Source organism: Vibrio sp. 811 (assembly GCF_033339195.1).
The window spans coordinates 1-546 of record NZ_JAWOUB010000816.1 but is presented as its reverse complement, the minus strand read 5'-3'; the positions used below and the strand labels follow the sequence as shown (position 1 = coordinate 546).

Here is a 546-nt window from a genome sequence, read left to right as displayed (position 1 = left end):
CCCGAAAACTTCCTTTGCCATCTCCGGGTCTCTCGATGCGACGCGGTTAAATAGCAACCAGTAGGCAGCATCAAATTCATCAACACTATGGTTGATAAAAACTACAGGGTCGTAGTCGCCAGAGAGTCGCGTGATGATGTTCTGCTCTGCTGTTTCGAGTTTGAAAGAGATCAACACGCCAGAGGCCAGAGCTTCCAATTGGGAAGGTGTTGCCAGTGACAGCTTTTGAACGGTGTCCATGCCCAAAGAAAATTGTGAGGCCGCATCATCTGGACGTTCTTTTGCCAGAGTGGATAGCAGGTTCCACAATGTCAGATCGAACTCGTAGACGTTTCTATCAGCTTCTTCTTGATCGAGGTTGACGGCTCTTGCATCCCACGCACCAATAATATCCAGTTCCAACATTCCGCCCCCCTCACAAATCACGAAGGTTGCGATAGATAGCCAAGACTCGGCTACCATAGTTTCTGGATCGGATCTCGTCTTCCCAGGCGTGATAGCGGCCAACGCCAAGCTCCAAGTCATTTGGAGATGACTGAATGGCTT

Annotated in this window: 1 protein-coding gene and 1 pseudogene; both read right to left on the bottom strand. The window is 49.6% G+C overall.

Annotated elements, in window-relative coordinates:
- On the bottom strand, positions 1-405 hold a 405-nt coding region (locus R7Q46_RS29560), incomplete at its 3' end, for a transcriptional regulator (RefSeq protein ID WP_318078636.1).
- 10 nt (positions 406-415) lie between these two features.
- A pseudogene (locus R7Q46_RS29555) lies at positions 416-546 on the bottom strand (lytic transglycosylase domain-containing protein); the annotation flags it as partial.